This is a genomic window from Actinoplanes sp. NPDC051475 (assembly GCF_040689425.1).
In the GTDB taxonomy this organism is placed as follows: domain Bacteria; phylum Actinomycetota; class Actinomycetes; order Mycobacteriales; family Micromonosporaceae; genus Actinoplanes.
The window spans coordinates 1-23,850 of record NZ_JBFAZZ010000007.1 but is presented as its reverse complement, the minus strand read 5'-3'; the positions used below and the strand labels follow the sequence as shown (position 1 = coordinate 23,850).

The 23,850-nt window shown below is 63.9% G+C and carries 25 protein-coding genes and 2 pseudogenes; 18 read left to right on the top strand and 9 right to left on the bottom strand.

Annotation, left to right across the window (positions count from 1 at the left end; genetic code table 11):
- Positions 1-20: 20 nt before the first annotated feature.
- From AB0368_RS15955 to AB0368_RS15945, 3 genes are read left to right on the top strand one after another with little or no spacing between them, the layout of a single operon-like run.
- Positions 21-1,490 carry an MFS transporter gene (locus AB0368_RS15955; RefSeq protein ID WP_366154620.1) on the top strand — a complete coding sequence of 490 codons (1,470 nt, stop codon included), beginning with the start codon at positions 21-23 and terminating at the stop codon, positions 1,488-1,490.
- 45 nt (positions 1,491-1,535) lie between these two features.
- Positions 1,536-1,907 (top strand): DUF2255 family protein, encoded by a 372-nt coding sequence (locus AB0368_RS15950; protein WP_366154910.1) that lies wholly within the window; start codon positions 1,536-1,538, stop codon positions 1,905-1,907.
- 39 nt (positions 1,908-1,946) lie between these two features.
- Positions 1,947-2,963 carry a zinc-dependent alcohol dehydrogenase family protein gene (locus AB0368_RS15945; RefSeq protein ID WP_366154619.1) on the top strand — a complete coding sequence of 339 codons (1,017 nt, stop codon included), beginning with the start codon at positions 1,947-1,949 and terminating at the stop codon, positions 2,961-2,963.
- 54 nt (positions 2,964-3,017) lie between these two features.
- Here the strand turns inward: AB0368_RS15945 and AB0368_RS15940 are convergent.
- Both AB0368_RS15940 and AB0368_RS15935 read right to left on the bottom strand, forming a co-directional pair.
- Positions 3,018-3,511: pseudogene (locus AB0368_RS15940) on the bottom strand (DinB family protein).
- A 126-nt stretch (positions 3,512-3,637) separates the two neighbouring features.
- Positions 3,638-3,880 carry a hypothetical protein gene (locus AB0368_RS15935; RefSeq protein ID WP_366154618.1) on the bottom strand — a complete coding sequence of 81 codons (243 nt, stop codon included), beginning with the start codon at positions 3,878-3,880 and terminating at the stop codon, positions 3,638-3,640.
- 130 nt (positions 3,881-4,010) lie between these two features.
- Between AB0368_RS15935 and AB0368_RS15930 the strand changes: the two genes are divergently transcribed.
- The 8 genes from AB0368_RS15930 (at position 4,011) to AB0368_RS15895 (ending at position 12,839) form a co-directional block, all read left to right on the top strand.
- Positions 4,011-4,550, top strand: a complete 540-nt coding sequence (locus tag AB0368_RS15930) for a hypothetical protein (RefSeq protein WP_366154617.1) — start codon at positions 4,011-4,013, stop codon at positions 4,548-4,550.
- Entirely contained in the window at positions 4,547-5,341 is a 795-nt protein-coding gene (locus AB0368_RS15925) for a hypothetical protein (protein ID WP_366154616.1), read from the top strand. The genes AB0368_RS15930 and AB0368_RS15925 overlap by 4 nt, the downstream gene beginning before the upstream one ends.
- A 27-nt stretch (positions 5,342-5,368) precedes the next feature.
- Positions 5,369-5,782, top strand: a complete 414-nt coding sequence (locus AB0368_RS15920; RefSeq protein WP_366154615.1) for a hypothetical protein — start codon at positions 5,369-5,371, stop codon at positions 5,780-5,782.
- 24 nt (positions 5,783-5,806) lie between these two features.
- Complete coding sequence (locus AB0368_RS15915) at positions 5,807-6,886, top strand: hypothetical protein (protein WP_366154614.1); 1,080 nt, start codon at positions 5,807-5,809, stop codon at positions 6,884-6,886.
- Positions 6,887-7,025: 139 nt separating this feature from the next.
- Complete coding sequence (locus AB0368_RS15910; protein ID WP_366154613.1) at positions 7,026-7,736, top strand: LacI family DNA-binding transcriptional regulator; 711 nt, start codon at positions 7,026-7,028, stop codon at positions 7,734-7,736.
- Between the two features lie 721 nt (positions 7,737-8,457).
- Positions 8,458-10,044 (top strand): RNA-directed DNA polymerase, encoded by a 1,587-nt coding sequence (locus AB0368_RS15905; RefSeq protein WP_366154612.1) that lies wholly within the window; start codon positions 8,458-8,460, stop codon positions 10,042-10,044.
- A 17-nt stretch (positions 10,045-10,061) separates the two neighbouring features.
- A complete protein-coding gene (locus tag AB0368_RS15900; RefSeq protein WP_366154611.1) occupies positions 10,062-10,640 on the top strand; it encodes a hypothetical protein in 579 nt (192 codons plus the stop codon).
- Between the two features lie 336 nt (positions 10,641-10,976).
- A complete protein-coding gene (locus AB0368_RS15895; RefSeq protein WP_366154909.1) occupies positions 10,977-12,839 on the top strand; it encodes an IS481 family transposase in 1,863 nt (620 codons plus the stop codon).
- A 36-nt stretch (positions 12,840-12,875) separates the two neighbouring features.
- On the opposite strand, the gene AB0368_RS15890 is transcribed toward AB0368_RS15895, so the two are convergent.
- Positions 12,876-13,454, bottom strand: coding sequence for a hypothetical protein (locus AB0368_RS15890; protein ID WP_366154610.1), 579 nt, complete (start codon positions 13,452-13,454; stop codon positions 12,876-12,878).
- On the opposite strand from AB0368_RS15890, the gene AB0368_RS15885 reads away from it, so the two are divergent.
- Positions 13,444-13,737 (top strand): hypothetical protein, encoded by a 294-nt coding sequence (locus tag AB0368_RS15885; RefSeq protein ID WP_366154609.1) that lies wholly within the window; start codon positions 13,444-13,446, stop codon positions 13,735-13,737. The two genes, AB0368_RS15890 and AB0368_RS15885, sit on opposite strands and share 11 nt — an antisense overlap.
- A gap of 237 nt (positions 13,738-13,974) precedes the next feature.
- On the opposite strand, the gene AB0368_RS15880 is transcribed toward AB0368_RS15885, so the two are convergent.
- Positions 13,975-14,538 (bottom strand): hypothetical protein, encoded by a 564-nt coding sequence (locus tag AB0368_RS15880; protein WP_366154608.1) that lies wholly within the window; start codon positions 14,536-14,538, stop codon positions 13,975-13,977.
- Between the two features lie 344 nt (positions 14,539-14,882).
- On the opposite strand from AB0368_RS15880, the gene AB0368_RS15875 reads away from it, so the two are divergent.
- Genes AB0368_RS15875 through AB0368_RS15865 form a run of 3 tightly spaced genes read left to right on the top strand, consistent with a single transcriptional unit; the run spans position 14,883 to position 18,771 of the window.
- A complete protein-coding gene (locus tag AB0368_RS15875; RefSeq protein ID WP_366154607.1) occupies positions 14,883-16,025 on the top strand; it encodes a hypothetical protein in 1,143 nt (380 codons plus the stop codon).
- Positions 16,026-16,051: 26 nt separating this feature from the next.
- Positions 16,052-17,707 (top strand): hypothetical protein, encoded by a 1,656-nt coding sequence (locus tag AB0368_RS15870; protein WP_366154606.1) that lies wholly within the window; start codon positions 16,052-16,054, stop codon positions 17,705-17,707.
- On the top strand, positions 17,707-18,771 hold the full coding sequence (locus AB0368_RS15865) for a hypothetical protein (protein ID WP_366154605.1): 1,065 nt from the start codon (positions 17,707-17,709) through the stop codon (positions 18,769-18,771). Before AB0368_RS15870 ends, AB0368_RS15865 begins: the two co-directional genes overlap by 1 nt.
- 688 nt (positions 18,772-19,459) lie before the next feature.
- Here AB0368_RS15865 and AB0368_RS15860 read toward each other — a convergent pair.
- The 5 genes from AB0368_RS15860 to AB0368_RS15840 are packed head-to-tail and all read right to left on the bottom strand — an operon-like array spanning position 19,460 to position 21,992.
- On the bottom strand, positions 19,460-19,627 hold the full coding sequence (locus tag AB0368_RS15860) for a tetratricopeptide repeat protein (protein ID WP_366154604.1): 168 nt from the start codon (positions 19,625-19,627) through the stop codon (positions 19,460-19,462).
- A complete protein-coding gene (locus AB0368_RS15855) occupies positions 19,621-20,082 on the bottom strand; it encodes a hypothetical protein (protein ID WP_366154603.1) in 462 nt (153 codons plus the stop codon). Before AB0368_RS15855 ends, AB0368_RS15860 begins: the two co-directional genes overlap by 7 nt.
- The gene (locus AB0368_RS15850; protein ID WP_366154602.1) at positions 20,075-20,893 is read right to left on the bottom strand and encodes a hypothetical protein; all 819 of its coding nucleotides are present in this window, start codon (positions 20,891-20,893) and stop codon (positions 20,075-20,077) included. Before AB0368_RS15850 ends, AB0368_RS15855 begins: the two co-directional genes overlap by 8 nt.
- A 9-nt stretch (positions 20,894-20,902) precedes the next feature.
- Positions 20,903-21,226 (bottom strand): hypothetical protein, encoded by a 324-nt coding sequence (locus AB0368_RS15845; RefSeq protein WP_366154601.1) that lies wholly within the window; start codon positions 21,224-21,226, stop codon positions 20,903-20,905.
- 31 nt (positions 21,227-21,257) lie between these two features.
- On the bottom strand, positions 21,258-21,992 hold the full coding sequence (locus AB0368_RS15840; protein WP_366154600.1) for a YbaB/EbfC family nucleoid-associated protein: 735 nt from the start codon (positions 21,990-21,992) through the stop codon (positions 21,258-21,260).
- A 447-nt stretch (positions 21,993-22,439) separates the two neighbouring features.
- On the opposite strand from AB0368_RS15840, the gene AB0368_RS15835 reads away from it, so the two are divergent.
- The 3 genes and pseudogenes from AB0368_RS15835 to AB0368_RS15825 all read left to right on the top strand — a co-directional run.
- Entirely contained in the window at positions 22,440-23,081 is a 642-nt protein-coding gene (locus AB0368_RS15835) for a hypothetical protein (RefSeq protein ID WP_366154599.1), read from the top strand.
- Between the two features lie 208 nt (positions 23,082-23,289).
- On the top strand, positions 23,290-23,622 hold the full coding sequence (locus AB0368_RS15830) for a transposase (RefSeq protein ID WP_366154598.1): 333 nt from the start codon (positions 23,290-23,292) through the stop codon (positions 23,620-23,622).
- A gap of 47 nt (positions 23,623-23,669) precedes the next feature.
- A pseudogene (locus AB0368_RS15825) lies at positions 23,670-23,850 on the top strand (IS3 family transposase); the annotation flags it as partial.

Here is a 23,850-nt window from a genome sequence, read left to right as displayed (position 1 = left end):
CAGTGGGCGAGGAGAAGAACATGCAGCGGAACCCGCGCGAGATAACCGCCGATCAGGCACCTGGTCCTGCCCTCGAGAACCAGCTGCCGCAGGACGCTGCGCATCGACTTGCCGTTCTGGTGATCATCCTTATCAGTTATCTGATGATCGTGCTCGACATTTCGATCGTGATAACAGCGCTGCCGCAGATGCATATCGGCCTGGGGTTCTCGACAACGGGGTTGTCCTGGGTGCAGAACGCGTACACGCTGGCGTTCGGTGGACTGTTGCTGCTGGGCGCTCGCGCCGGCGACATCCTCGGCCGGCGCCGCATGTTCGTCGTGGGGCTCGCCGTGTTCACCGTCGCGTCTTTGGCGGTCGGGATGGCACAGAACCCGGTCTGGCTGATCACGGCCCGGGCTGTGCAAGGCATCGGCGCGGCCATTCTGGCCCCGTCCACTCTGGCGCTGCTGACCGTCGGTTTCGCGGAGGGCCGGGAGCGTACCCGCGCAGTCGCCTACTACGGCGCCGTGGCCGGTATCGGCGCCAGTGTCGGCTTGTTGCTGGGCGGGATCCTCACGGACCTCATTTCCTGGCGGGTGGGGTTCTTCATCAACCTGCCGATCGGACTGGCGATGATCCTGGCCGCTCCCCGGTTCCTGCCGGAGACCGCCCGGGTACGCGGCCGGTTCGATCTCGTTGGAGCGCTCACCTCGACGCTGGGCATGACCGCGCTGGTGTACGGCATCGTCCGCTCCGCCGACGTCGGCTGGGCCGATCCGATCACCCTGACGGCGCTGGTCGCCGGGATCGTGCTGGTGGCCGGGTTCGCGGTGACCGAGTGGCGGGTGCGGCAGCCGATCATGCCGCTTCGGCTGTTCGCCAGCGCCGAGCGCGTGGCAGCGTACGCCGGCCGGATTCTGTTCCTCGGCGCCATGATGGGCTTCTGGTTCTTCATCACCCAGTACCTGCAGGTGGTCAAGGGCTTCAGTCCGCTCGCGGCCGGGATCGCGTTCTTCCCCATGACCGTGGTCAACTTCGTCGTCGCGATCGCCACGCCCCGGCTGACTCTCCGCTTCGGTAACGGCCTGCTTCTGGCCGGAGGCATCGCGCTGACGATGGCGGGGATGTTCTGGCTGAGCCGCCTCACCGCCGACACCTCGTACCTGGCGGGGATTGCCCTGCCGATGGTCCTGATCGGCGCCGGCCAGGGCGCCTCACTGGGCCCACTGACCGCCGCCGGTATCGCCGGAGTCGAGCCGCGCGACGCGGGCGCCGCCTCCGGACTGGTCAACGTCGCTCACCAGCTGGGCGGCTCGCTCGGCCTGGGCATCCTGGTCGCCGTGTTCGCCGCTGCCACCGCGCACGGCCTGGACGCGCCGCACCTGTTCGCCCACCGCGTCGCCGTGGCCCTGACCGTCGGCTCGGCGCTGCTGGCCCTCGCCCTCGTGCTCGTCCTGGCGCTGATCGCCGGCCCGCACCGGCGCCATCAACCCGCGACGGCCGGATAAGCGCCGCAGCGACGGTCAAACCAGAGGAATCAGGAGTACGTGACCATGGCCGATTGGACCACTGAGCAGGCAGCACAGCTCGCCGCACCGCAGGAGGTGCAAGTGATCATCGGGCGCCGTGACGGCTCGCCGGGGCGACCCACAACCATCTGGATCGTCGGCGACGGCGACCGCGTCTTCATCCGGTCGACGAACGGGCGCACCGCGTCCTGGTTCCGCCGCGGGGTCGCGACCGGGGCCGGACAGATCATCTCTGACGGCCGCGCATCCGATGTCGCCTTCACCGAGGTCGACACAGCCGACCTGCCGACCGTCGATGCGGCGTACCGGCAGAAGTACGGACGCTACCCGAGCATCGTCGACCACCTCGTCGAGACCGGTCCGCGAGAAGCCACCCTCCACGTACACCCGGCCTGACCAGCACGCAGAACGCGACCCCGAAGACAGGAGAACCCGATGCGAGGCGCCGTCATCCACGCTCCCGGCGACGTTCGGCTCGAGGACCGGCCGGATCCCACCGTGGTCGAGTCCACGGACGCGGTCGTCCGCACGGTGGCGACCTGCGTGTGCGGGTCGGACCTGTGGCGGTACCGCGGCATCGCCCAGGTGCCGAAGCCGACGCCGATCGGGCACGAGTACGTCGGCGTCGTCGAGGCGACCGGTGCCGATGTCACCACGGTGAAACCCGGCGACTTCGTCGTCGGCGGGTTCCTCACCAGCGACAACACGTGCGCCCTCTGCACAGCGGGCGCTCACGCCAACTGCCTGAACGGGACCGGCTATGACGGCTGCCAGGCCGAGCTGATCCGGGTCCAGAACGCCGACGGGACACTCATCGCCACACCGGCGGAACCCGACAAGGCAATGGTGCCGAGCCTCCTGGCGCTCTCCGACGTGATGGCCACGGGCTGGCACGCCGCCGTCTGCGCCGACGTCCGGCCCGGGAGCACCGTCGTGGTCGTGGGGGACGGCGCCGTCGGCCTCTCGGGCGTCCTGGCCGCGTCGCAGCTGGGTGCGGAGCGGGTCATCGCGATGAGCCGGCACAAGGACCGGCAACGCATCGCCCGCGACTTCGGTGCCACGGACATCGTCCCCGAGCGCGGCGACGAGGGTGTCGAGCGCGTCAAGGACCTGACCGGCGGCCTGGGCGCGGACTCTGTCCTCGAGTGCGTCGGCACCCACGACTCCGTCGTCCAGGCCCTCCGGTCCGCGCGCCCCGGTGGCACGGTCGGCTGGGTGGGTGTTCCCCATGTCACCGACCTGCCGCAGGAGCACATGTTCTGGAAGAACGTCGGCCTGCGTGGCGGGCCCGCGCCGGTGCGGGCGTACCTGTCAGACCTGCTCCACCGCGTCTGGAATGGTCACATCGACCCGGGCCGGGTCTTCGACCTGACCCTCCCGCTGCATCAGGTCGGCGAGGGGTACGCCGCCATGGACGAGCGCCGCGCCATCAAAGCTCTTCTGCAACCTTGACCTGACCGTGGTCGCACGTCGACCTGGAGGGCAACCGGCGGACCGGCCTGCAGCTCAGCGACCAGTGGTCCCGTCGAGCTGTTCCCGGAGGATGTCCGCATGTCCGGCGTGCCGGGCGGTCTCGCTGGTCATGTGGGCCATGGCCCACCGCAGCGTGTGCCGGTTGCCGTCGACCGGAACGGCGAAGCACGCTTCCGGGTCACCCAAGGCACGGATGGCGCGGTCGCTGTCCTCAATCGCCGCCCGGTAGTCGCGCAGCACATCGGCGGCCTCGCGGTCGCCGGGAACGGTCATGCCGTACTCCTGGTCCGCGTCCCAGGCGGCTCCGACGAGGTGGTAGCCGAACCGTACCGCTCCGCCTCGGCCAGGTGCTGGATGAGACCCAGAATGGAGGTGCCGCTGTCGACCAGGACCCGGCGCAGTTGCTCGTCGGACAGCGCGTCGGCCTTCTTCAGCACGCAGTGCCGGGCGAACGACAGGAACGCCAGGGCGGTGTCGAATTCGCCCGAGTCGACGCGAGGCACGGGCTCCCGCTGGGTCTCCGCCATGCCGCCACCGTAACGCGGCGACCTCACCATCTGCGGGCAACAATTCTGGCTCGGCCCGCCCAACGTCGGAAGCCGGATCGCGCTCCGGGCCGACGGCCGCCGGAGACTCGCCAGTCAGCGCTTCGATCAAGCCGTTTTGTCGGTGGCCTCTGGCCGGGATGAGGGGACCGGCGCGGCGATGCTCCGGCGACGCCTCACGAGCTTCGTCGCAGCGGTCTCCAGCGCGCCGATGACCAGGAGGGCGGGGGTGATCCAGATCCTCAGATGCTCTGGGACCGTCTGGTATGCGACGACACCGATTGTGAGCCCGACTACAGCAGTGGCAATGGTTCTGAGGACGGCGGACCGTCCCATGATCTGCTGGCTCATCCGAGCAGGGTACGCGAGAGGTACCAGCGCCACGCTTCGATCGATCGTCCGATCGGCGGGGCCGTGAGCAGCGCAAACGTCGGCCGATTGGCCGGCACGGATAGCATCGATGGGCTGACTAGGAGGTTGCATGGGGGAGTTGGCGGAGCGACTGAGCCTGCTCAACGTCGAGGCGCAGTCTCCTGACGGCTGGTTGACGGCGACTGCTCGGGGTCGAGGTGACGTGCGGGTCGCGTTTGCCTGGGACACCTACCGGAGCTATCGAGCCGCCACCCTGGTCCACCAGTTGGAGGCGTTGGCCACCCTGCTCTGGTCGCGCTACCGGCGTCGCTACATGGAGATCGTTGCGTCCTGGATCGACCAGGACGAAGCGCCGGAAATCACCGACGAGGACCGCGAGTTCCAGCGGCGACTGGAAGAGCTCAACGTCGCAGGAGTGTCGGCGGCCGGCTGGATGACCATACGCAGCCGGGCTCTGGTGTCGTGGCAGGTCCAGCTCGCGGGCGAGCCGGTAGGGTCGCTGACCGAACAGCAGTTCCTGGCCGAGCTGGACAGCGCGGTTGCTGCCCTGCTCGCCGACCACCAGGCGAAGGTGACTTTGCTGACGGACGCGGTCTACGACATCGGTTTGCCCCGCTCGATGCGGACCGCCGGACAGGGAGTGTCATGACCGACGATCAGGCCGATGGACGCCGCCTGCAACCGGGTCACTGGCTGCTGATCGGCATCGTCGTCCTGCTGATAGCGGCCGGAGTGACCATCGTCGTGCGACGCGGCGACGCGGATCCGACAGTGGCCGAGCCGACGCCGTCGGCGGTGCCGAGCACGTCGGCGACGCCACGACCAGACTGTTCGCCGGAAATCACGGCGACCTGGGCCGACGCCGCTCAGTTCAAGTACGGATTCATCTATCGCAGCCGGTGCGATCAGGTGGTTCGGGAGTTGCGCTTCCGGGTAGCCGTCGTGGACCCGTCCGGGCAGGGGGTTCCTGGAAGCGAGGAAACCGCGTTCGGAGGCGTGTTGTTTCCCGGTGGCGAACTCGCCGCGGCGGGCGGTCTCCATGTGGATCCTGACCAGAAGATCGGCGGCCTCAAGGTCCAGGTGATCAACTTTGGGGTCTACCCGCCGGAGAATTTTTCCGCCTGGGCTCACACCGAAGTGGTGAACCTGGCCCAGGGCAAGCCCGGCAAATTCGGAAGGTACGACGTCACCGGCACGCTTCGGGCCCAGCCGGTGACGGCGCCGGTCTGCGTCTCGGAGTTCGTGCTCATCATGCGCGACAAGGCCGACAAGATTCTCTTCGCCGATGTGGATCTGACGTCCGGCGAGACACTGCTGAAACCGGTGTTTCCGGTCTACCCGGTGCCGGGCGCCGACCTCGCCCACAGCACGATTTATGCACCGCAGACGCCACGTACTGAGGAGCCGCCCGGCCCCGGCGTGTCCTGCAACGGCTCCTGACCGACTCATTCAACGAGAGGTGATCCGATGGAAGGGTGGCAGTTCGCGGCTGAGTTGTCGCAGTTGCGTGTCGTCGGCCGGGTCGACCTGCCGACGCTGAGCTCCACGTACGCGTCGATGAACCAGGCGGTCAACAGCACAGCCGGCGGTGAGGCCGCCGCCTTCCAAGCGCCCGGCGGCGGGACAGCCGCAAGCCACGCGGTCTGGTCCGCGCTGCGAGACGACCTGCAGAACATCCTCGGGAGGACAGCGAACAACCTCCTCGACGCCGGTGTCGTCATGGAACACATCGTCGAGGCGTACACCGCCACCGACAAAGGCGCGCGCACGAGCCTGGAATCGGCGTGGGCCAACGGTCAGACGCCCGACCTGCAGGAGGCCGAGGAGAAGTTCTCGTACAGCGCACCGCCGCCGGTCGTGCTCAAGGACATCGACGCCTAGCTCGGCGACATCGGGGGAGGAACCATGGCATTCACGTATCACAGCCCTGCCGAGCTGCAGGCGCTCGGCGAGAAGATCCGGAAAAAGGCCATCGAGGTGACGATGGACCAGGCCGAGTCTTACGGTCAGGCGCAGCAGGCCGCCAACAACGACGCCACCCGCTCAGACACCGGACAGCTGACCCAGGTGCCCGGCTACACCACCCCGGCCAGCGGCCGCCCGGACGACGAGGGCAACCTGCGGGCGTACGTGACGCAGGCATACGCCGAGACCCCCGCGATGTTCGCCGCCTTCGCGCTGCCGAACCCCGACGACAGCCGGCCGATGCTCGACGCGCTCTACTCGGTCGCCGCGACAGTGCAGGTAGATCTTCAGCTGACGTCGCGTAACAACACGGTGGTTGCACCGGACGCCGTCAACCCCATCGCCGGGACCGCGCAGGTCGGCGACGTGGTCGACCTGATCAAGGGGCACATGAAGCAATGGCAGGGCAACGCCGCGCTTGCTTTTGAGCACTACCTGCAGAACAACGTCGACGCCGCAGCGCTGCAACGTCAGGTTGCGCTGTCGCTGGCGCTCGGGCTGGAAGCGCAACTGGAAATCAACCGGCGGATCAACACCGACATCTGGGAGATCGGGCAGAAGACCTACAAGGCTCTCGATGGTCTCGATGCCTGGTGTCCGGGCGCGAACGCCTCCAAGTCGGTAGCCCTGCTCACCATCGCCGGCGCGATCGCCGCGGTGATCTTCGCCGGAGCCACGGCGGGTGCGGGAGGGGCCGCGTTCGCTGCCACAGTTGGTGTAGAAGGCCTGCAAAGTCTGGCCACCACCCTGTCCAATACTGGTCCGCTGCAGAATCAGAAGGTGGACATCGGTGGCATGACCGTTCCGCCGAACATCACTGGTATGCAGAACGCAATGACCACGCTGACCAAGTCGATCGACGCCCAACAGCAAGAGCTGACCGCTGGCCTAGTTAAGTTCAGCGCTAACGTCCAGGCCAACATGGACAAGATCATGGTTGCCAGTCCACGAGAGCTGAACGAGGTGCGAACCGCCGACAGCACCGCTCTGCGAACCAAGCAAGGCTTCTTTGTGGATTGAGTCGGTTCTGTCCGGATCATCCACGGCCTGAATCTCGTTTCGGCCTTTCCCGACATTGAGTCAGGATCCGCAGCGATAAGCAGCTTGTGTCACGGACCACGCTTACGCGTTCAGCGGTCACCATGCGACCAGGTCGAAGTTGCCGCAACCGGCCGGTCCGCGCCTGGCGGACGTCGCCCGGCTCGCGGAGGTCGGCATCGGTACCGCCTCGGCGGTGCTGAACGGCAAGGCGGTCGTTGCCGAAGCGACTCGGGCGCGGGCGCTGGCTGCTGTTGAGAAGCTCGGCTGCGGGCGCGGCCGACCCGCCGGCGCACTCGCCCCGCACCGGCGGCGCAACGGCTTCGGTACCTGGCTGTTCCAGCCCGCCGCAACCGGCCGCTACCCGGCCAAGGCTCCTCGGCCGATCCAGCCCCGGCCCCGGTGCTCGCGGACCCTTGGTCAGGCATCCCGGTCCGCGGGCGACGTGCGGCAGCGAAGGCGGAGCCCGTGCTGCTGGCTGCCGATCGCCCTCGGGCTCACGCCGCACGGGCTTCGCCACTTGTTTCAAGGCGAGGATGATCGAGCTGGGGACCCGGCTGCGCTGATGGGCCACGAGGACGGCTCGGTACAAGCGCTCTGCTCACATGTCACGCCGGAGATGATCCGTCGGCTGCTCGATGGCCTCACGGCGCTGTGGACAGCGTTGCTCGAGGCCCGACGGCGATTGAGCCCACGGTCACCGGTAGCGGTGCTCGACCGTCTCCTCGCGGAGTGCGGGACGGACGACCGTCAAATCCCGCCAAGATCTTCTCCCAGTGGCCTCTCTCAACGAGAAACAGGCTCCGCTCGTCATGAGCGAAACCCGTTCTGACCTGCTGTTTTGTGTGGTGGGCGATACTGGGATCGAACCAGTGACCTCTTCCGTGTCAACTAGGTCAAGATGGACCGCCGACGAGGGCGCCTGGTTCTATGCGCTGGTCAGGGCGTTGGTCGTTGTTGGTCTGGGGGAGTGCCGGCGACGGCGTTTCCCAAGATCGTCTCCCAGATTTCTCCCAAGGCTCGGTTGGCTCCTGGCTGTGCTGGCATCCCGTCGCGCAAGCTTCGCTCGGCCGGGCCGCGTCCGCCTGGTCCAGGTGGAGCGCCCCACCGGACGTACGACCTGGACCAGGCGGACGCGGTCTGGTTGCCTCCGGTGCGCGATGGGTCGCGCCGCTCGGCCGGGCATCCCGGAGTCGCCCGGGTCCAGGGGCGGAGCCCCGGCCGCCGGAGGCCGGCTCCGGGTCGTAGGGCCGGAGGCCCTGCCCGCCGGAGGCAAAAAGGTCCGAGATCTGTTGCGACCGTCGGCCGGTACCGAGTGGGCCCGCTCCCCGCCGGTCTACTCGTCCTGAGGCTTGGTGCTAGGAGACCCTATGACGTTACGTGTACCTTCAAAACTCCATAGTGGTCGCTTCGACCCCGTGAGCTGTGTATCTGCGCGTGGACGACGATAACCCTCAGGCTGGCGAACTGCCCGGTGGCCTGCGGCACCGTTGATCATCTCAGGCCGCCGTTACGCATTTCGGACTGCCGTAGACGGCTAAGTGGAGGCAAGGATGCCCATAGACCCCACCCTCTTCCGCCGTGTGAACATACACAGCGCCGTCCCACTGGAGCTGTCGTTTCGCAGCCGGCTTCTCCCACGCCGGTGGGACTACGCCGCTCTGGCCCCTCACGCGGCCGCCGTGGAGACGTGGCTGCGTCCCCGGTTACGCAAAGGCCCTACTGGCCGAATCGCCAGCGTCGTGTTTGCGGACAAGGATTCCCGGGGTGCCCGACCGCTGCACATGATGACGCTCGAAGACAGGGTTCTGTACAGGGCACTCGTCGCCGTACTTACTGAGGCCCTGCCCGAGCGGGTTCGTGGTCGCCGACCGATTGCGGAGTTCAAACAGGCACCCCTTGATGTGCCCGGAACTGAGTACATCACCAAGACCGATGTGACGGCCTACTACGAGTACGTGGACCATGAGCTGCTGGTCTCGGAGCTTCTCGCTCAGACAGGCGACGAGCTTGCCGCCGACGCGCTCGGTGTGCTCCTTGCATCCGTCCTTGGCCGTCGCGTTGGCCTGCCACAAGTACACCCGGCCAGCGACGTTCTGGGAGATACCTACATCGATCCAGTTCGGCGGCATTTGCTGCGGCGGGGACATACGGTGTTTACCTACTCCGACGATTTCCGTATTGCCTCTCCGTCCCTCAGTGCTGCTCGCGCTTCATTGGAGGCCTGCGCAGTGCAGGTTCGGGCATTAGGTCTGGTCCTCAATGAGCGTAAGACCTTCACATTCGGTACTGAGAACTATCGTGCTTCTCTCACATCATTCGCCGATGCGGAACAGCGCCTCTTCAGCGAGGGCGACTTGGACGATCCATTCGCTACCCTCGGCTTCCTCGACTCAGGCTATGAGGACTTGGACGGCGACGAGGAATTGCCGTCAACGTTGGGTGCATCACCAGTAGTTAGCAGCATTGATGAAGACGATGCGTTCGATACTGGGGATGGAGAAGAAGCAGAGGAAGTCGATTCACGACGCTTGCAAGCCGCGCAGCGAGCATGGGAGCTGTGGGAGAATCAAGATGAGTCAGAGCAAGGGCAGGCTACTCAGGAGGCCGCGATTACGCAGTCGCTACTCGGACGCGCTCTGCCGGCTCTGGGCGCAGCTGAAGACGGCGGCCCCCTTAGTCACTTGTCCGAACTGCTGCGTCGCGAGCCGGCTTTGACTCCCCAGATCGCCGCTTATGCTGATGCATACGGAAAGAATGGTGGACCGGCACGCGCTAATCTTCGTAGCGCGCTAAACGATGTCGTCACTAGCGACATCCTTAGCCCATGGCAAGGGATGTGGCTGGCTCAAGTTGCTGGCGGTCTGCAACGCCGGTCACGTGCGACCCAGGCATACGAGGATTGGCTGGCCCGGTGCATCACCGGCGGCCATGATGCGCTGGCCGCCACGTCTGCGGCTGCCATTGGACGCACAGGGAGGGGCGACTCCGATCTCGTGGCAGCCGCTATTGAACGGCTTGGCCCCGAGTGGCGTCGGCTGGCGTTCTGGGGACTTATTGGATTAGACCGCAATCGAGCGGTAGCTACCGCGGACGACGAACTGGACCGGCTCCTACTTGATGCGTCGGGCACCGAATGACTTCAACAATTCCCGAAGTGCCCTCAGCCGAGGCGGAAGCCGCACGCAATCTTCTCTTTCGTACGCTGGGCGCTCACCGCGCCGCAATCTCGGCTCTCAAACCAGGGGCGCCTTCGCGGTTACGGGTTTCATTGGACGACGATCCCGTTCAAGACCGGTGCCAAGCCACACTCGTCAGACTTCTATCAATCACTGAATCCTTTGCATCGGAGATGCTGTCTCGTGAGATCGAAGGAGCGATGGCTCAGGCTCGAAGTCAGACGGCCGCCAAGGTAGCCGACGAAGCCATCATCCGCGCGACAAGCACTTGGAAAGATCAGCAGAAGGCCTACAAGGATTGGCTAGGCGTCACCGAGGATTGGAAGGCCGTGGAGAGACTCGCGGAGGCTAGAAATGCCGTGGCCCACGGCTTAGGAAATTTGACAAGGCGCCAGCTAAGGACGGAAGCGAGCGTGAGGGCGAAGCTGCGGGAAGCGGGCATTTCGTTGCAAGCCAACAGAATCGTGCTTTCCGATGAAAACCTTGCCGCCGCGACATCGGCGTGCTGCGACTTCATCGAGAGACTCGATCGGGCTGTACAGGCGAGACCGGCTTGAACCTGTGCTAGACGTGCTGTGCCGACAAGGCAATGGCTGCTTTCCGCAGGCGGCGCCGATCACGCCGAGGAAGGTTGATCGGCTTGTTGAGTGCGCCGACGATGTTGAAGCCCCGGCTGCGGCTCTTGTGAGAGCCGGCCGGGGCTTCGTCGTGTCTGGCGGGCTTCCGATCAGCGCGGCCGGGGTCGACGCCGGGAGCGCAGCGGCAAGGCGTCGATCCCCGAGCCGCGCCTTGAAGACGTATAGAAAGTTCTCACGGGGATGATGTTGATGGGGTGTCTGACTCCGCTTGATGCGTTACGCCGTGGCTTCAGTTGATGCGTGACACTCCGCCGAGTGCTGGTGGAGTTGACCATGACGGAGCAGCGGTATCGGGCCGTGCTCGAAGTTGGGGCCGGGGTGCCGGTGACCGAGGTGGCGGAGCGGTTCGGGGTGTCCCGGCAGGCGGTGCACCGTTGGATCGGCTGGTATCGCGATGAGGGTCTGGACGGGTTGGCGGACCGGTCCCACCGGCCGCATGCGCATCCGGCGCAGACCAGCCCGCAGGTGGAGGCGGCGATCTGTGAGCTGCGCCGCACGCATCGGCGGTGGGGACAACGACGGCTGCATTACGAGCTGGACCGTCGGGGATGTCCCGGTCCGATCCCGTCGTTGAGCACGATTTACCGGGTCCTCGTCCGTCATGCGCTGATCGAGCCGGTTCCTCGTCGCCGCAGGCGCGAGGACTACCAGCGGTGGGAACGCCGTCGGCCCATGGAGTTGTGGCAGATGGACATCGTCGGCGGGGTCCTGCTCGCTGACGGCCGCGAAGCCAAGGTTGTCACCGGGGTGGACGACCATTCCCGGTTCTGCGTCATCGCTGCGGTCGTGCCGAAGGCCACCGGCCGGGCGGTGTGCCTGGCCCTGGTCGACGCGTTGCGAACCTTCGGGGTGCCGGAGGAACTGCTCACTGACAACGGCAAGCAGTTCACCGCTCGCTTCAATATGGGCGGTGGTGAGGTGATGTTCGACCGGATCTGCCGGGAGAACGGCATCACCCACCGGCTCACCAAGCCTCGCAGCCCCACGACTACCGGCAAGGTGGAACGATTCCACCAGACGCTGCGACGGGAATTGCTCGACGACCACCCACCGTTCACGTCGATCGCCGACGCCCAGGCGGCCATCGACGCCTTCCGGCACGAATACAACACCGATCGTCCGCATCAGTCCCTGGACATGGGCCTCCCAGCCGACCGGTTCACTCCCGCAGCGCCAGGTCCCGGCATGTCATTGCGCCTGCCAAATGCGCTGCGCGACAGCGCCGCGGCAGCGGAGAATGATCCAGGCCCCGCCCTAGCCGTTCCTCCTCACCCCGGGAGGGCGGCCTTAGCATCACCGGAGAGGGAGGCAGCCCGTTCGAGCCGGGCCGGGGTGGGCTCCACCAGCCACACGCCGACCGCGGTGCAGCTCGATCGGATCGTGCCGCCGTCGGGCAACCTCACCGTCTGCGGGCAACAGTTCTGGCTCGGCCCGCTCAACGCCGGACGCCGGATCGGGCTCTGGGCCGACACCACCGTCATCCACCTCCTGCTCGACGGCAACCGCGTCAAGAGCGTCCCGTCGCGCCTCACCACCGAGCATCTGCGGCAATTGCTCGCCGCCGACGCGCGCCCTGCCGGACCGCCGCCCATCAGCACCGGCCCCGCCCGCTCCGGTGGCCAGATCGAGGTCGACCGGCTGGTCACCGCCAACGGGCTCCTCGCCCTGGCCGGCCGTCAGCATCCGGTCGGCTACCACCTCGCCGGGCGCCGGGTCACCGCCCGCCTTGACCGCGGCGTCCTGCACCTGCTGGACGCCGATCGGACGCTGCTGCGTAGCCTGCCCAACCCGCTCACCAACGCTGAGGTGAGCCGGCTGAGGGACGCCCGCCCTGCCGGGCCGCCTCCAACCAGCACTGACGCTCAGCGGGTCGATCGCCGGGTCAGCAGCCGGGGCAGCATCACCATCGCGGGCCAACGCATCCACCCCGGCATCGCCCACGCAGGGCACACCGTCACTGTTGAGGCCGCGGACACCACCTTCCGCGTCTACGACGGCAATCAGCTGCTCACCGAGGTTGCCCGCACCAGCACCAAGGCCATCGCCCGGTTCAAAGTCCGCAAACCCGAGCCACCCCGCCGGCATGACCATGTTGAGCACAACAGCGGCCACCGATAGCGTCTCCCGCAGATCCTGAATTTCTAGCCGGAGCTGTTACGGATCATCTGACCCTGATCCGTAACGCATCAAGTGGAGCCCGACAATGATGTTGATGGGGTGTCTGGTCTCATGACCCGGGCGACTCAGATGGGTATCAGGACCTGCGCGACACTCCGCCGAAAGTTGGTGGAGGTCAGCGTGGAGCAGCATTATCAGGCCGGCCTGCGGGTGCGGACCGAAGCGACGGTCACGGACGTCTCGGAACGCTTCGCGGTGCGCCGGCCGGATCGTCACTGTCGAAGAGGCCGACACCAGGACCCGCATCCACCACGGCGACGAACTGCTTGCCGAGGTCGTCTGCACCACCACCGAACCGATCGCCCGGTTCAAGCCCCGAAAACCGGAGCCGTCACGACGGCGCCCGATATCCTCTAACGACCGCGCCGAGCCGATCTCGAGGTCGCCACGATGAAGCTGCCACCCGGGGCCACCGGTTTCGACGCCGCACCCGGCACCGGCATTGCCCTGTCCGCGTACACCGCGATCTGCCATCACACCGCTCGCACCGTCGGCGGCACTGTCGCCGCCGTCGTTCCGGCCGGTTTCCCCGAACTTCCACACCGTGGAGATCACCCAGCACGGTGCGCGCACGGCAGTGCTCGGGCACAACAGCGTCTCCATCGTCGCGTTCGCCGAACCCCGCCCACCCGACGACGCGACCGTGACCTTCATCGACCGGCCTGAACTTGCCGCAGCCATCCGGGCGACGTGCGACCTGCCGATCTTCACGAAGCAGCAGTTGAACGCGCCCATCTCAACCGCCGACCTCACCGCCCTGGGCGCCAACGAGCACCGGCAGATCCGCCACTGGCAGCCGAACACCATCGGCGAGCTGCTATTCAACTTCTGGGACTGACACCGGAGAACTACCTTAAAGATCATCTAGCCGGAGGTGTCGCCCACGTCCCGAAACCGTTGCATCGACAACGTCATGAGACTCGACAGATTCGTCTAGCCGCAGCTGTTGCGGATCAGCTGACTGATCCGTAATGCGTCAAGTTAAGCCGGACAATGATGTTGATGATGACGTCCCGTCACGGCTGGTGCTTGACACCGGCGTCCCGCCGGATGTTGACACGGTTACCGCTATACGTCAGCGGGCGCGTGTCGAAGGGCTGGCGACGTCTGCGTACACAGCAATCTGAAAGGCGAGCACAGAAAGTGCTACGCACTCGATAATTCCGACAAGCACGAACGGCGGACGGAGCGGACCGTTTACGAAATAGACGGTGATTGCTGCATATCCGGATATGCAAAACGTCGACAAGTCGACAATCAGTTGGAGGTATTTGCGCAACCCTCGGCGCTGATCGCTTCGATGATAGTCCTCCCAACCCAGGACGGGCCGCCGTGTTCCATCAAGCTTGACCAACTTCGGCCGCACCTCCTCTCGGATGTAACGGCCTGCGGCAGATATCTTTTCGTCGTTGACTAGATAGGTCCAGCCAAGGATGAAACACACGGGCGGCAATAGTAAGAGCAGGTTGGCCTGGTCTTTAGAGTTGAGTGCGGCCGTGACGGCGGCAGCCATCGACGCCAGAGTTACATAGATCAAGTTGTCGCGGAAGCCTATTCGATGCCGTTGCTCTTCCTTTATTCTCTCGTACTCAGACAGCAGTGCGCCGAGGTAAACGTCATCGCCGCTATTGACTGGCACTATGCGCCTACCCGTCCATGCCTGATTCGGCGCAATAGAGTCGCAGAGGATCCCGCCGCCAGACGTGAATGTCGCTCGCCTAACGGATCGGGGCGGTTAAGGGACGGCGAAGTGTCAGTAAACCGACAGATGGCCGGCCTCCTTCCAGGCAGTGTCCAGGGACCGCGAGGTTCTTCCAAAGATCAAGATATCAAAGTCCCCTCAAGATGATGAAAGATCAGGAAAGCCCAGCTTGACTAGGCTAAGATATCTGTCATCCTGCGTAGGTTCCAGTGTCAGCGGTCCCAGTACCGGATCGATAAGAGTCAACCCTCCGAGCCCTTGCGCCACTAGAAGGATTGAGCATGCCGCCAGATTCTCCGGACACAGGTGGTGAAAGCCGCAAGTCGCCGGCGAAACAGATCGTCAACATCAAATTTGGTCCGGCGATGAATCCCGACGCTGCTCGGAGTCAGCTACACCGTCTTGCGAGCAATCTAGACACCCCGTTCCGGGTGGACCTGTCTCGTTGTGTTCGCTTTGACAGCGTCGCGCTCCTGCGCCTACTCGCCGTGATTGCGGTAAGGGGGGAGCATGGTCTAGAAACGCGCTTCCGCCTGCCCGGCAATGCAGCTGCACGACAGTTTCTTAGGCGACGCGGCTTTGACAAGGCGGTCGAGCGTGTCTTAGATGTTCCATTCCGGGCGTTGGTTGACGGTAAGTGGTTCTCCAACCAGGACGCAGCCTCAGCGGAGCTTAAGGCGTTTGAGAACGCTAACTCAGCGATTCAAGCGTATCTCGACAGTCGGAATTTTTTCGACTTTTTCTGCTACGACGTGAGTGGTAAGCGGGATCGAGTCTTGCTGATCGAGCAGGAGTGGCTCCGTTGGCGCAATCCTCTGATCACTCAAGTGTTGCGTGACAGATTGTCAGAACAGCATGCTCACGACGTTTCCAGGGTCGTCATTCAGGAAATGTTTACGAGCTTGCTCGGTTTTGTATCAGGGGGTGACGTCGTATGCGTAACCCAGATGGATGAAGCGGGCTCCTATCCCTCTGCGGGATTCCTCACCATTGCTGCCTGGCATGCTCCATACCGTGCTGGCGGAGCTCTGTTCGACTTGCTGATGGCTACCATCGCGGAGCCAAGTCGTGCTAAAGAATTTAACATCGCGTTCGTCAAGGCTAGACCTCCCCGCTCCAGGTCCGAATTATGGTCGGACTTTGTTGGCAAGCACCGCAAAGGTGGCCACATAAAGGCAGAGGACGTCGAAGACGAAACGTCAGATGTAGCCGTGGGGAAGAGCCAGACGGAGGGTTTCGAGGCGCTATACCGGTTCGTCGTCGACGAGTTCTCTGGAAGCATCGATTTCTGGTCTGGAACCAGGTTCGCCCAAGTGTCGAAGAACCTCCACGGAGAGTCGCATTATCGCGTAGAAGTTAGCGACAAGGACCTTGTCCGAGACACCGGCACGATCATTGCTGTGAGATTGCCTCTATCACGATGAGTGTCAGGCTTGTATACCCGCGGGTCGTGGCGCTCGGCAAGCCGTCCCACGAGCCCGTCGACAGCAGTAGGGATCAACTGAACGAGTGGTTGATAGCTACCCTTACCGGCCAGGAAGCGACGACTGTCCCCTACGATCGGACGATCTATTTGACGTCGGATGAGCTGGTGGACGAGCCAGAAAGCCTAGAAAAATGGCTGCGGCATTCCCGGGTTGATTCGGCCAATAGTGGGTCTTCTCTCGTTCTGGATTTGGCAGACAATTCATACGATCTTCTGCGAGAGCCGGTTTTGTACGCTGTCTCTACCTTCGCTGTGAAATGGATTAGTGGAGGATCCGGCCGCACAGCCGCCATTATTCTCCCGAACCTGCCGGCACCTAACGCGTCCATCTTTTGGCTGCCATTGAAAGCAGGAGATTCTTCGCGGATAAGTGTGTTGGCACTGGATGGTGAAGCGTGGCGTGAGGGGCGACGCGACTCTGCTGACGCGAGGATTGCTTCAACTTACTCAGAGAAGCGAAGTGAATCACTGCTCGATCGAGACTCACGGACAACTGTCGAAGGGCGCATCGTCAAGGAACTCGGTCACTTCCCGGTAGCGGGCAGTAGCGGTGAATTCTGCGCGCGCTACTTCTTCGACGGTAGCTTGGCAATTAACGAGATTGCTCGACTGCTAACGAACAAGTTGAAAGAACTTGGATTCGATGAGCAGCCGATTGTCCTTCTGACTCATGGTGCTCATTCAGACTGGCTGCATGAGGCTGGATTATTGGCCGGCGCCAAACTTGCTTCTAAAGCTCCTGCATACAACGTCACCGAAATCGAACGAGTGGCTGACCTCGTACGTCCCGGGCAGCTGGCAGTACCTATATTTGACGTCGTCAATAGCGGGAGTACTTGCTCTTTGATCGTCCGCCGGTTGCAAGAGAGCGGCGTACCACTAGCGGCGACTGTGCTGACTGTCATGATGGATCGTAGGTGTGGTCTGGTCGAATTGCCTAGCGGGGTATCCCTTGAGGACCTGCTCGAAGTATCAAGTAAAAAAGTAGAGCGGGAGAAGTGCGTTCAATGCCAGCTCGGGCTCCCGTTTACGCCGCCCTTAACTGCCGACTATAAGTGCAGGCCATATGATATGTGGCAGATCTTTCTTAGCGTTGACTGGCCCCCCGAAGACTTCGGGCCAGCTGGCGTTAGGCCTTATGCCGAGGCTCCACATATGGGACAAGCTTTCACGGAGTTTGGCGACTGGCTTGCGTATAAGGTATTTGTCCTTCTGCGCAGAGAGCAGCTGCATGGCGAAATCGTGTTTGTGTGCCCTGCAGAAGTTCACATCGATAAGTTGATGGCCTGTCTGTCGCGGCGGCTGTTAAATCGGGTCGCGGTAGTGCGTATACCTCGTGAGTGCATTCAGGACTTGCAGAAGTGTTCGACGACCGGCGAAGAAGTCGGTTGGAAGAGCCAGCTCAAGCATGTCGCTGCCGCGTCCCGTCGAGCCATCATAATGATCGATGAATTCAACGGTTCAGGAACCACCGCTCGCGCAATGCTCGACATATTGAAGATGTATGATATCGCGCCTGACCTTTACGTACCAATTTTGGATCGGAAGCCCGAGATGGGGCATTCCTTCAGCGTGGACGTCCGATCGTTGTATGAGATTCCGAGTCCGAGGATTCAATGATGGTGCAACCTGATGGCTCGGATGGACTCGCAAGCAAGTTGGCCGAGCTCAACTCGATAATTCATTACTTGAGAAATTCGAACCTAACGCCGTCGCAGCGAGATTTGCTTACGACGGACTTCGCGGCTCGCTCCAAAACCGTTCCAGAAGACCTACTCGCACCGCTGAACTCCGAGGTGATCAGGTTGCACGTACCTCATAGCGCTGGACCACAAGAATCACCATTGACCGAATCGGTGGCGCATGCGCAAAAGGAGCAGGCTGACGTAGGTGTCTTGACCGTTCTTCCGGTTGAGCATCGAGCCGTCCTGGCCGCCTTCGGCATAGACCCCTCAGAGTTCGATGTCGGCGAGCAGGGTCGGCGATATCACCGCACGCTATTACCGTCACGTCGCCTCGGGCGTGATGTTTCTGTGGTCGTCGCATTGGCGGAAGGAGCGTATGACGCCCGGATGATCGATGCCGTCTATAAGGTAGATGCCAAGTACTCAGTCGCATTCATGGCATTGGTTGGCATCGGTGCCGGTCATCCCGACAGCTTCAAGCTTGGCGACGTCGCCATACCCAGAGTGGTATGGAATTACGAAGCAGTGCGGCTGGAGGAGAGCGGTGCTGCGCCAAGACCTCGGCATGAGAATATGCTGCGGGACGTCGCTATCAATCTGAACTACTACGATCCTGACGTATCACAGTTCTATTCATACCTCGCGGAGCATATCTCACGGCTTGGGCCCACGAGTTGTCCAGCGGGCTTCGATGCGGACGCTTTTAGGCCGACAGTAAAAAGTCAAAATGTTGCAACCGCGGTCGGTGCTCGGCTTATCGCTGACGGCACAACTATGGATGCGTTACGCGATCAGAATCAGCTCAGCTCTGTTGCGGATCAGGAGTCTTACGGATTCGCGCACGCGTGTCGCGACAGGTGGTGGGCAGTTTTCCGCGGTATTAGCGACTTTGGTGACCCGTCGAAAAGCTCGGACTGGCAGTTTTTGGCCGCGAGCTCCGCAGCACTCTGCCTGCGGGACTTCATCGAGAGTGAGTTCATTCCGCCCAACGAAAGATGAGTCGCTAGTCAGCGAGCACCATTGTTGGCATCAGGTCCGACGTAACGAGCCACTGATCCGACTGCCGCCGACCCCAGGTTGGACAATATCTTCACGAGTTGGCCTGGGGTTTCTGCAGTCGCGATCGTTCTGCCGGCCTTCGATGCCGCCCAGTGGCCGACTGGTGACTTTGGGTGCTTCTTCGAGGGGTGACGCTCTGTCACTTTACGGATCATGCGAATCCTGCCCACCGCGCGAAAGCTACAGTATCGACGTTCAAGATCCAAGACCTTCGCTGGTCTCAATCTCTGCCCGATCTCTACATGACTTACCGTAGGTCGAGACTAACCTGGAGTCCACGGTTTGTGGCTCAGTTGACACGATCTGGGTAAGATCGGTGGCTTGGGAGCCCTCCGCGTTGTCTTGCACTCCCTGCGCCCGCTCGTCCGAGTCGATCGATTTGTTGCGTCCGATCGCATCACTTGCCTCAACGATAGGTCTCAGAGCTTGGTAACGCGTCCCGATGATGTTCGCAGGAGCGCTGCGTTGGTGCTACGTGGTGGTATGCATGTGCGCGGAAGCGCTCCGACTCGTTCGGGGTCACTGACCGCGTTACGGCGCTTCAGGGGCCTGGTAGGTATCAACGTTGGTCCAGTCACGGCTCGGGCCGATTTCCGCCCGTGCTAGACGGGCCTTTGGCGCCGCTGTCCTATATCGCCCAAGCGTATTTAGGGTCCAGCTTTATGGCACGGTCGTAGTCGTCCAGTGCCTCTTCATGCCGCTCCATCGCTCGGTACGTCTGCGCGCGGCAGGCCGGTGAAGGGCTACTGGCCCGGAGCGCGGGCCGCCTGATCGCCGACGGGTGATCCTTCAGCATGCCAGGCGGCGACTCAATCGGCGGGCCGCATCGCTGATCACGGCGGGGGCGGCGGACAGGGCCGCCATCACCAAGCCCAGGGTGAGCGCCAGGTCGATGTCGAGCAGGCGTTGCACGAGTCCGAGCACCAGCGCGGCCAGTGCTCCGGCATAACCGACCACTTCGGCGGCGAGTGCCAGTGAGCCGGACGTGCGTGTTCCCGGCACAGACAGGACGTCACCGGCGACCGCGGCCCGGCCTTTGACGAGGGCAGCGATTAGCAGCGCCCCCGACACCACTGCCCCTGCAACGCCAGCGGCCGCGATGAGCACCGTCTGTCCCTCGGCGGCTGATGCTGCGATGCCGAGTGCCAGGGGCAGGATCAGTACGAGGGCGACAACGGCGATGAGCAGGTAACGCAGGTAGGCCTGCCGGAGGCGCTGCCCGGAGCCGGGAGCCAGGGCCCTGTCAATCATGGGTCTTGATCCGCCAGTCTGTGGTGTCGCCGTCGCTGAGGCTGCCGTCGTTGAAGTCTGCCGCTGTCGACGTCGGCCACTTGCCGTCCGGGAAGGCGCTGTTGGCGTACATGGTTTGGCGCATCGTCGAGATGCTGTCGGCGAGGAGGGCCGCGTAGGTGGCGAAGACGCCGATCGCGGCGATGACCAGGCCGATGACCTTAGCGGTGGAAACGCCGGCGGCCGCCGCAGCTGGTGGTGCGCCCACGACCGTTGCTGCCGCGCCGGATTCGGCCACGAGCTCGATGAGGTAGCTGGCGACGGCCGCGATGACCCCGATCCAGAGCACGACGATGCCCGCAGCAGCCTTCGTCAGGTTGGAGTCCAGGACGTCGGTGGCTTGCTTGATCGCCTCGACGGCTTTCTGCTGACTGGGCAGGATCGCCGAGTATGCGTCCGCCGCAGGGCCGGTCCAGAAGTTGTCGATGCGCATCTGGTCGGTGGTGAGCTTGCCGGAGAGGCTGCTGATCGGGCCGCCTACCTGCGAGGTCCACGCGTTGCCGGTGGAGTACAGCCCCGGTGGCCAGCCCGGATTGAGCACGACTTTGGCGATTTCGTCGAAGAACTTCGCCATGAGGTCGCGCAGCTTGACCAGGGCGTCGTGCAGCATGTCCGAGACACCGGGGGGAAGCAGCAGCATGGCCCGGTTGCTGCGGTCGAACAGCTTGGCGCTGGATGCGTCGATGTCCTTGAGCTTGGTGTCCATCTTGGCGAGCAGGTCGCGGAACTCGCCTTCGGAGATGACCCCACCCGCGTCGGCAGCGAATGACATGACCGCCTCCTAGTAGATGTTCTTGAAACGGTGAACGGCGTTGTCCTCGTCGCGCTGGTAGTCGTCCGCGGCCTTCTTGAGCGCACCGGCAACGTTGTCGAAGTTGTCGGAGGCCTGTTGCAGCAGACCCGCGATCCGCTCCTGCAGGTCGGTGTAGGCCTCTTCCATGCCGGCGAGATGACCGAGTCCGCTGAAGTGGAAGGTCCCCAGCGTGAAACTGCGTGCTGCTGCTGCCATGGCGTCGATCTGTGTCGCCATGTCCGACCAGACGCCGGCTTCTCCGTGGATCGCGCCGATGGCGGCCTGGACCTCAGGTCCTGTCGGACTCGTCATAGTGTCTCCCCTGCGATCGGGTGTGCCTTTGTCATCGGATCAGGCCGATCTCGCGCAGCAGACTCTGCGGCGATGCGGTCAGGCGCTGGAGGCGGCCGAAGGCCGGGGACTCGTCGAAGATTCGCTCGCGTTCATCGCGGGCCGCCCGGTGCGCTGCTGCCAGAGCCTCGGCGACGGCATCCGCGATCCGATCGTGCTGCGACGTTCTTAACCACTCCGAGTCGATCGATACCGCAGCGAGGGCCCCGCCGGTCATCGTGACCCGCACGGTCCGGCTCACGTTCTCTCCGGTGATGGAGCGTGTCGCCGACGCCTCGACCGATGCCGCGAAATCCGGCATCCGGCTGTCGACCTCGTTCAGCAGGTCGACCAGGTCACGGATCGCGGCTGTCGATTGCCGGGAGGAGGGATCACCCAGCTCGACCCGACTCTGCCACTCTGGCTCCACCGCTTCCGCTTCGCCCGAGGACGGCTGGGCCATCCCTTCCGCCCACGCAGATAGCCGCGCGGTGACCGCGTTCGTGTAGGCCTCGGTGATCGCCTCAGGTAGTTGGCTGGCGCTGAGCTTGTCGCGCCACTCAGGCCGCAATGTGACGTCGACCGGCTTACCGTCCGCCTCGATGGCGATCGTGACCATGCCGGCACGGTCAGTGCCGGTGAAGTCGTGAGCCCCGGCGCTCGCGGCCGCGCTGAACCGCCGTGCGAGATCCTCGGCGTCGCGTTGCAGTTGCTGCAGGCCTCGGATTGGATCATCGTCTTGCGTCATCCAAGCCCCCGTATGAATCGATTGCCGCAACTCTAGTGAGGCGCTCCCGACGGTAAGACCCTTATGTGCCGGGATGGAAACCATCCGACAGCGGATCACCAGCCTACGGTCGACTCACGTTGAGCAACGACAGCCAGCAACGCGGAACCTTAACCGCAGCCCAGGTTGCACTTCAACGCGGTGACCTTGAGGGCGGCGGACGAATCGGCCTTGTACGCCGGAGACAGGCAAACGCCCGGACGGGTGTGAGAGCCGGTCGGCGTTGTGAGCTGTACCCCGTTCCGGGTCCACTGAACTGCGCCGAAGTAGCCCAGGTCGGACGATGCTGGCGTTACGGACGTAGCTGATGCCCTAGAGGCCAGTTGAAACGACGACTGGTGTCTGGAGATGACAGCGCATGCAGCGCCGGGTGCGCTGGCTCTACCACGAGCGAGAGGACACTGAGTGATGAGACGCGGCCGCACCGTGCTCCTGACTGCCTTGGCGGTTGCGGGTCTGGCTGCAACTCCGTCAGCGCTGGCAGCAGTCCGGGAACAACCTGGCTCGCCTATCGGGCCTTCGGCCGCCGCGACCATCGACGACCGGTACGGCGTTGTCCGCTATGACGCGGCTGCGCGCCGATGGGTCATTGCAGCCGACCCGCTGTTGCAAGGCAACGGCCTCACCGCCGTATCGTGCTCACCTGCCAGCGGCATACTTACCGTCTCGTTCAAGCCGCTAAGAACGATCGGGACGTTCACCGTGGACGAAGACGATGCCTACGCTGGCCGCATCGCCGCCGGCGCCATACCGAGCCGCAGCAGTCTGGCGATCACTATCCGCAAGACGTCGACCGGTGCAGTCGTGTCTTGCAACGGGTCTGCGGTCAAGGTACCCGGCAGTAGCTTGCAAGTCTGGGTGCGCGGAACCATCGTCAACACGTCGGCGCCCACGCATACCCCCAGCGCCGTGGTGCCTCCGGCAGAGACACCGCCGGCGCCTCCAACCACCAAGCCGAACATCAGCATCCCCCCGAGTGCCTCGAACAGCACCATGCCGCCGATCGACTCGGACTGGGTCGATCAAGATCCGCCGGGGGAATTCGGCTAGCCTGGGCAACGGCAGGTCAGCGACCCAAGACCGGCGAAAGATCGCAATTCCTGAACCGCGTTGTCCTCCCAGTCGAGCCATGGCGTCGACGCATCACGTGGTCGCGTTCTGTGAGCTCGGCGTGGCGGCAGGCAAGATGGACGCCATGCCGATTCAAGTGCATGGGGTCTGCTGCACCGATAGGTGACATCTGAGATGGCTTGCCCTGGTGGCGGGCTGGAAGGATGTTGCTGTGCCCAAGCCCTACCCTCGGGAGTTCCGCGACGACGTCGTGCGGGTCGCTCGTGACCGTGAGCCCGGCGTGTCGGTCGAGCAGATCGCCAAAGACTTCGGCGTGCACCCGATGACGTTGTTCAAGTGGTTGCGCCAGGCCGACATCGACGAAGGCGGCAAGCCTGGCGTGAGCGGCAGCGACTCGGCCGAGGTGCGCGAGGCCCGTAAGCGGATCAAGCTCCTCGAGCAGGAGAACGAAGTGCTGCGCCGGGCCGCGGCGTATCTGTCGCAGGCGAATCTGCCGGGAAAAGGCTCTACCCGCTCGTAAGCGAGCTCGCCGCGGACGGGATCCCCGTGGCGGTGACGTGCCGGGTGTTGAACATCGCTCGACAGCCCTACTACCGGTGGCTTGCCCGTCCGGTCACCGACGCTGAACTGGTCGGGGCCTATCGGGCGGACGTGTTGTTCGACGCCCACCGCGATGATCCGGAGTTCGGATACCGGTTCCTGGCCGATGAGGCCCGCGCCGCGGGGCAGCCGATGGTGGAGCGCACCG

What these genes read in the sequence shown, in the direction of transcription:
- AB0368_RS15860 (WP_366154604.1), bottom strand. Translation starts at nt 19,627, where the DNA reads ATGCTGAAGGATCACCCGTCGGCGATCAGGCGGCCCGCGCTCCGGGCC.
- AB0368_RS15865 (WP_366154605.1), top strand. Translation starts at nt 17,707, where the DNA reads ATGGTGCAACCTGATGGCTCGGATGGACTCGCAAGCAAGTTGGCCGAG.
- AB0368_RS15935 (WP_366154618.1), bottom strand. Translation starts at nt 3,880, where the DNA reads ATGAGCCAGCAGATCATGGGACGGTCCGCCGTCCTCAGAACCATTGCC.
- AB0368_RS15950 (WP_366154910.1), top strand. Translation starts at nt 1,536, where the DNA reads ATGGCCGATTGGACCACTGAGCAGGCAGCACAGCTCGCCGCACCGCAG.
- AB0368_RS15930 (WP_366154617.1), top strand. Translation starts at nt 4,011, where the DNA reads ATGGGGGAGTTGGCGGAGCGACTGAGCCTGCTCAACGTCGAGGCGCAG.
- AB0368_RS15845 (WP_366154601.1), bottom strand. Translation starts at nt 21,226, where the DNA reads ATGACGAGTCCGACAGGACCTGAGGTCCAGGCCGCCATCGGCGCGATC.
- AB0368_RS15875 (WP_366154607.1), top strand. Translation starts at nt 14,883, where the DNA reads ATGCCGCCAGATTCTCCGGACACAGGTGGTGAAAGCCGCAAGTCGCCG.
- AB0368_RS15835 (WP_366154599.1), top strand. Translation starts at nt 22,440, where the DNA reads ATGAGACGCGGCCGCACCGTGCTCCTGACTGCCTTGGCGGTTGCGGGT.
- AB0368_RS15925 (WP_366154616.1), top strand. Translation starts at nt 4,547, where the DNA reads ATGACCGACGATCAGGCCGATGGACGCCGCCTGCAACCGGGTCACTGG.
- AB0368_RS15955 (WP_366154620.1), top strand. Translation starts at nt 21, where the DNA reads ATGCAGCGGAACCCGCGCGAGATAACCGCCGATCAGGCACCTGGTCCT.
- AB0368_RS15850 (WP_366154602.1), bottom strand. Translation starts at nt 20,893, where the DNA reads ATGTCATTCGCTGCCGACGCGGGTGGGGTCATCTCCGAAGGCGAGTTC.
- AB0368_RS15905 (WP_366154612.1), top strand. Translation starts at nt 8,458, where the DNA reads ATGCCCATAGACCCCACCCTCTTCCGCCGTGTGAACATACACAGCGCC.
- AB0368_RS15855 (WP_366154603.1), bottom strand. Translation starts at nt 20,082, where the DNA reads ATGATTGACAGGGCCCTGGCTCCCGGCTCCGGGCAGCGCCTCCGGCAG.
- AB0368_RS15945 (WP_366154619.1), top strand. Translation starts at nt 1,947, where the DNA reads ATGCGAGGCGCCGTCATCCACGCTCCCGGCGACGTTCGGCTCGAGGAC.
- AB0368_RS15840 (WP_366154600.1), bottom strand. Translation starts at nt 21,992, where the DNA reads ATGACGCAAGACGATGATCCAATCCGAGGCCTGCAGCAACTGCAACGC.
- AB0368_RS15920 (WP_366154615.1), top strand. Translation starts at nt 5,369, where the DNA reads ATGGAAGGGTGGCAGTTCGCGGCTGAGTTGTCGCAGTTGCGTGTCGTC.
- AB0368_RS15915 (WP_366154614.1), top strand. Translation starts at nt 5,807, where the DNA reads ATGGCATTCACGTATCACAGCCCTGCCGAGCTGCAGGCGCTCGGCGAG.